This window comes from Desulfocicer niacini, assembly GCF_054657595.1.
In genome coordinates this window covers 1-4,523 of the sequence record NZ_BAAHYK010000106.1, presented here as the reverse complement: position 1 = coordinate 4,523, position 4,523 = coordinate 1, and the positions used below count along the sequence as shown (strand labels likewise).

General features: G+C 49.9%; 6 protein-coding genes. 1 reads left to right on the top strand and 5 read right to left on the bottom strand.

All coding sequences use genetic code 11. The features are described from left to right. Positions 1-84 precede the first annotated feature (84 nt). Positions 85-510 carry a DUF2231 domain-containing protein gene (locus ACYQ2M_RS24660; protein ID WP_459919059.1) on the top strand — a complete coding sequence of 142 codons (426 nt, stop codon included), beginning with the start codon at positions 85-87 and terminating at the stop codon, positions 508-510. On the opposite strand, the gene ACYQ2M_RS24655 is transcribed toward ACYQ2M_RS24660, so the two are convergent. Genes ACYQ2M_RS24655 through ACYQ2M_RS24635 form a run of 5 tightly spaced genes read right to left on the bottom strand, consistent with a single transcriptional unit; the run spans position 511 to position 4,260 of the window. Beyond that, positions 511-1,548, bottom strand: a complete 1,038-nt coding sequence (locus ACYQ2M_RS24655; protein ID WP_459919058.1) for a hypothetical protein — start codon at positions 1,546-1,548, stop codon at positions 511-513. An 8-nt stretch (positions 1,549-1,556) separates the two neighbouring features. Then, on the bottom strand, positions 1,557-2,243 hold the full coding sequence (locus tag ACYQ2M_RS24650; RefSeq protein ID WP_459919057.1) for an ABC transporter ATP-binding protein: 687 nt from the start codon (positions 2,241-2,243) through the stop codon (positions 1,557-1,559). Further along, positions 2,240-3,376, bottom strand: a complete 1,137-nt coding sequence (locus tag ACYQ2M_RS24645; protein ID WP_459919056.1) for an ABC transporter permease — start codon at positions 3,374-3,376, stop codon at positions 2,240-2,242. Before ACYQ2M_RS24645 ends, ACYQ2M_RS24650 begins: the two co-directional genes overlap by 4 nt. A gap of 11 nt (positions 3,377-3,387) precedes the next feature. Further along, complete coding sequence (locus tag ACYQ2M_RS24640) at positions 3,388-3,720, bottom strand: hypothetical protein (protein ID WP_459919055.1); 333 nt, start codon at positions 3,718-3,720, stop codon at positions 3,388-3,390. After that, a complete protein-coding gene (locus tag ACYQ2M_RS24635) occupies positions 3,721-4,260 on the bottom strand; it encodes a nitrous oxide reductase accessory protein NosL (RefSeq protein ID WP_459919054.1) in 540 nt (179 codons plus the stop codon). Positions 4,261-4,523 lie beyond the last annotated feature (263 nt).

Sequence of the window (4,523 nt, the reverse complement as noted above, 5' to 3'; positions counted from 1 at the left end):
ATCGGGGGGCGGCTCTGCTGAGGTTGCCTTGGAGGCTGCCTTTTCATATAAAAGTTAAATCAAACTACAAAACGAGGTAAGCCCATGATCGAAACGATGTATCATTTACTGGAAAGCGTTGGTTTTGTCCATCCCCTCCACCCGGCAATGACCCACCTCCCCATGGGAATGGCCATGGGTGGTTTTGTCTTTGCATTGATTTTCTTTCTGTTGGAAAAACAAGAGTTCCTCCGCACGGCTTACCATTGCATAACCCTTGGCTTGGCGGGCATCATACCCACCGTTCTATTTGGCTTCACCGACTGGCAGTACCGGTTTGGCGGCGAGTGGAATCACCTCATTGTCATGAAAATGATTTTTGCCGTCCTCCTGTCACTTTCCTTTATAACGGCCATTAAATTCTCCCTGAACAGCAAGGAGAACCATAAAAAAATTCTGTTCATTTATGCTTTGTGCCTCTTACTTGCAACAGGTCTGGGGTTCATGGGTGGGAAACTTCAATACGGATAATTAACCAGACATCCAGACGTCATAGCGCAGCCGCCAGATAATGGCCGGCAAAACGGCTATGATTAAAAAAATTATTTGGGCCATGGTGATTTTTTTTGCTGCGCCACGGCAACGATCCAAGGCCATCGGGTAAATGTCAGTGTGGTGTTTTACTAAAAAAGGAAGCATGAACTGGGTACTTCCCTCCATTCCGATCAAGGCCATCCCGCCATAGAGCGGATAACCCACCAGTTGATGTTCAGGAAGAAACAGGCACCATGGACAATGATGATGAAGCACTTCATAGTGATAGGCAGACAGAACATTGACCAGGACCAGGCCCGTCACCGGCAGCCACAGCCAGGTGACGGTGGCAAGTAGAGATCTTGCCCAGGGGCGATCCCCCCTTGAAACGCTTAAGGTCACAGACAAAATTAAAAGCAGAGTATTAAGAACTATAAATGCACTGACCCACACAGTGTCCCCCAAGCCGAAAATGCTTGTTGCCTGTTCCATGGTTGAAAACTGATCATAAACAACGGCACAGCAATCCACCGCCTGGTATGGTCTGATACCGGCAAATGCTTCATAGGTTTTCTTTAAGGTTAATACAGCCAAAACTGGAATCATCAGAAACAGTTGGGCAGACGTTTTGGTCAGCGGCATCTCAGGGATCGTTCGATTCAGTTTGTCCAGTTCATACCAGAGTTTCATCAACAACAACAAAAAACCGGTATATAACAGCAATCGTGTGCTGCCGTTGGCTGACATTGCCTGACAGACGCCGGTTCCGCACATGGCACCGGGAATATCCTCGTGAAAGATATTGGCAATGCCAAAAACAAGTAGCCCCCCGGAAAATAACGATACAAAGAAAGCGGCCCTTCCAAGGATGGAGGCCCCTTCTGCCTTTGTCTCCAAGGACAACTGCTGAGGATCAGCCACAAGGGGCTGCCAGTTCAATGCCGTGTCTACCCATGTGGGGCAAGCCACCAGCAATAGAAGCAGTGCCATGGACTGTGTTGATATGATGGCCAGGTAAAGGGGGTGCCAAAACATGATAAACCTCAGGAACTCAATGGATTGAGAACACCGTTTTCCAACCGGTAACACAGGGGGTTCTCCGGAAGCATGTCCAGGGTTAATCCATGGGCGACAACGATCACAACCGCATTCCCACAGGCATGATCATACAGCAGGTCCATCATCTGTCTGCTGCTTTTGGCATCCAGATGAGCGAAGGGTTCGTCAGCAAATATAAATGCCGGCTGGTTGACGATGGCCCTGGCCATGGTTGTTTTCTGGCGTTCTCCCCCTGAAAGGGAGCTGGTTAAACTGCCGGCATGGTGCATCAACCCTACTTTTTTAAGCGCTTCCATGCTTTGGCTTCGGCATGTGGACAGGGTGCGCCCCAGGGGAATCAAAGGCAGCATGACATTTTCCAGCACCGTCAAATCATAAAGAAGGTGATCGTGTTGAAAAACAATGCCCGCCTGCCGACGCCATCGCTCCCTGTGCGGTCCGGTCCAGCGGGAAACCGTCTCATCATTTACAATCACCTCCCCCGATGTGGGGCGGGAAAGCCCTGCCAGCGTATTGAGAAGGGTGGTTTTTCCAGCACCCACAGGGCCTGTGATAATGGTTATTTTCCCCGCCTGAAACCTGGCATTTATCTTGTCCAGAACTCTGCGGCTATTTCCGTTGCCCATGGGGAATTCAACACATAAATCGTGGCATGTAATTCCAGAACTCATCGACCACCCGCATCTTGGATCATACAATGAACATCGGCGGTGGCGCCTTTTAATGCCGGTAAGAAAGCCGCGGCAATCACCGGTACCAAAATCAAGGCGGTCACTTCCAGCACAACGGTTGCAGCTCCCGTTGTTTCCAGGTACAGCGATGGGGGAATGGTTTTCCAACCAAGAAAAAAATCAGCCAACCAGCCTACGCCGGGCCCGTAAACCAACAGAAAAGAGAAGCAGATACCCGCAGCGGCCGAAGGCAGGCAGACAAATAGTTCCCGATACAGTTGAAACACAACAATATTACCAGTGGTCCAGCCCATTGCTTTCATAATGCCAAGATCCGATTGTCGCCCCATGGATTTTCGGGTGTTCACCGCAACCAGAAGGCACAAGGCCAGCACAGCAGGAATCACTGCGATGGTGACAAGGGCCCTGCCACGATTCCAACGGCCTGCAGAAAGCCCTTGGCTCTGCAATCTTGTGACACATTGCACCGGCCAGGGAAATGAAGCGATCAGGTCTGATAAGATGGCCTCCTGCTCATTCTCATGGAAAACGTCAATGGCCAGATCAGTGGCATAATCTTTGGGAAGGCCGATAAGCTGTCTGGCATCATCAGGATCCATCAGTACCAGATCGTGGGTAAAGAGGCTTGTCTTTTCAGGTAGACGATCAATCACCTGATAGTTTTGGCTGACCGCCCCTTCCAATTGAAGGGTGTCGGCAGACAAACCTGTGGAAACGCCAAAACCGATGATCACCTGTCCCGGGTCAGGCAGTTGGGTCAACTGGTCAGCCAGGGCCTTGGGCATTTCGTCTTTTCGTACCCCCATGATGGTCAACTGACCCTGGGGGCCATTGACCAGGCCCCATATTCTGGGCCTTACAGAAACAACCCCCACCACATTTTCTGCCACCCGCACCGACGTCTGAACCAGAATTGGACTAAAGCCTGTTGCATCAGCTCGCCTCAGAATAATGGAAGGTGTGGATTTTAATAACGTGTTCAGCGTATCATGTACTGCCCGGGGAAACAGCAGCAATGTCCCCAGGATTGCAACCGTCACTGTCATTGTGATGCCAAAAAGAAAGGCTTCGAAAGGCCGCCGCAAAAGATCCCTGAAGGCCCAGATTTGCATGGTATTAAACATCACTTTTTTAATAGGATCTCTCCTCTTTCTGGTTTGAGGCGGCCGATCATCATGTCTTCCAGGGAAAAGCCCATCAATGGCAGGTGCGGACTGTGACGCCGGTCAATTGCCACACCGGCATAACCGGCATTTCGCAGCAGATGTCCTGATGGAACAATGGCAGGTGTATGGAGCGCTAAATATGTGATCCACATTTGTGTTTTTTGGTGGGAATCGCGGGGGGTATTGATACTGAGTATGGTAATAACCGCAAGTGCGATTACGCTTACCAGGGTTATCGCCACAAGGCCATATGCGGATGTGTCTAATCTATCACAGGATGCACGCATCATTTATTTTGCCATTTTTCTGCCTGTCATTTCATACCACCTGTCATCATTTAGCTCATTGAGCATCACCTGGGCTTTACCGCCGTGGCGTTTTTTAAACACCTTCAGGGTGTGTTCATCCAAAAGGGGCACAAGAGCGGGGCCCATGGGGCCAATGACATCCGAACCATATACAAATATCGTGTTGCGGGCGTCCATCTGCCGGCCGGAAAAGTATTCTCTAACGATGGGTCGTTCAAGCATCTCCCCTGTCGTACCCAGGTATATTTCAGGGTGCATCCATGACCGAATCATACAACCAACACTGCAAAAATAATAGGTGTCTCTGTTTTTTAACTGAATCGCACAATTAAATTTTGGATACCGGATGGCATTCATTCCGCAAACCGGACAACGATCCTGGGGGCTTAACTGCATTTGCCCGTTTTCGTCCAAAGGTTTGTGTCCGCTTTGGGGATGTTTCCCGTCGGAAGTCGCAGCTGCCCATCCAGGCATTAACAGCATGGCAAATGCAAATAAAAGTGCCAAAACCATGGTACCCATGTCTTTCCTTGTGAAGGCTTTTAACAAATCTCCCCCTTTTTCATATAAACCCGCATGGCTGCTACCACCAGCCACAACGGAAAATGAAACTCTAATAATTGCAGTTATTTGAACGGAGTTTCATATAAAACCCGCATGTCCTGGCGGACACAACGAACATAGGTTCGTAGACGCGGAGCCAAATGGTATTATACCGCCCCCCCGACGAGCAATGGTCCCGGACCGGAACTGTAGACAGCTCAATTGTCCGGTTCCTATTGCCC

Excerpts from the sequence above, each read along its gene's own strand:
- ACYQ2M_RS24660 (WP_459919059.1), top strand. The coding sequence starts at position 85 with ATGATCGAAACGATGTATCATTTACTGGAAAGCGTTGGTTTTGTCCAT.
- ACYQ2M_RS24655 (WP_459919058.1), bottom strand. The coding sequence starts at position 1,548 with ATGTTTTGGCACCCCCTTTACCTGGCCATCATATCAACACAGTCCATG.
- ACYQ2M_RS24650 (WP_459919057.1), bottom strand. The coding sequence starts at position 2,243 with ATGAGTTCTGGAATTACATGCCACGATTTATGTGTTGAATTCCCCATG.
- ACYQ2M_RS24645 (WP_459919056.1), bottom strand. The coding sequence starts at position 3,376 with ATGCAAATCTGGGCCTTCAGGGATCTTTTGCGGCGGCCTTTCGAAGCC.
- ACYQ2M_RS24640 (WP_459919055.1), bottom strand. The coding sequence starts at position 3,720 with ATGATGCGTGCATCCTGTGATAGATTAGACACATCCGCATATGGCCTT.
- ACYQ2M_RS24635 (WP_459919054.1), bottom strand. The coding sequence starts at position 4,260 with ATGGGTACCATGGTTTTGGCACTTTTATTTGCATTTGCCATGCTGTTA.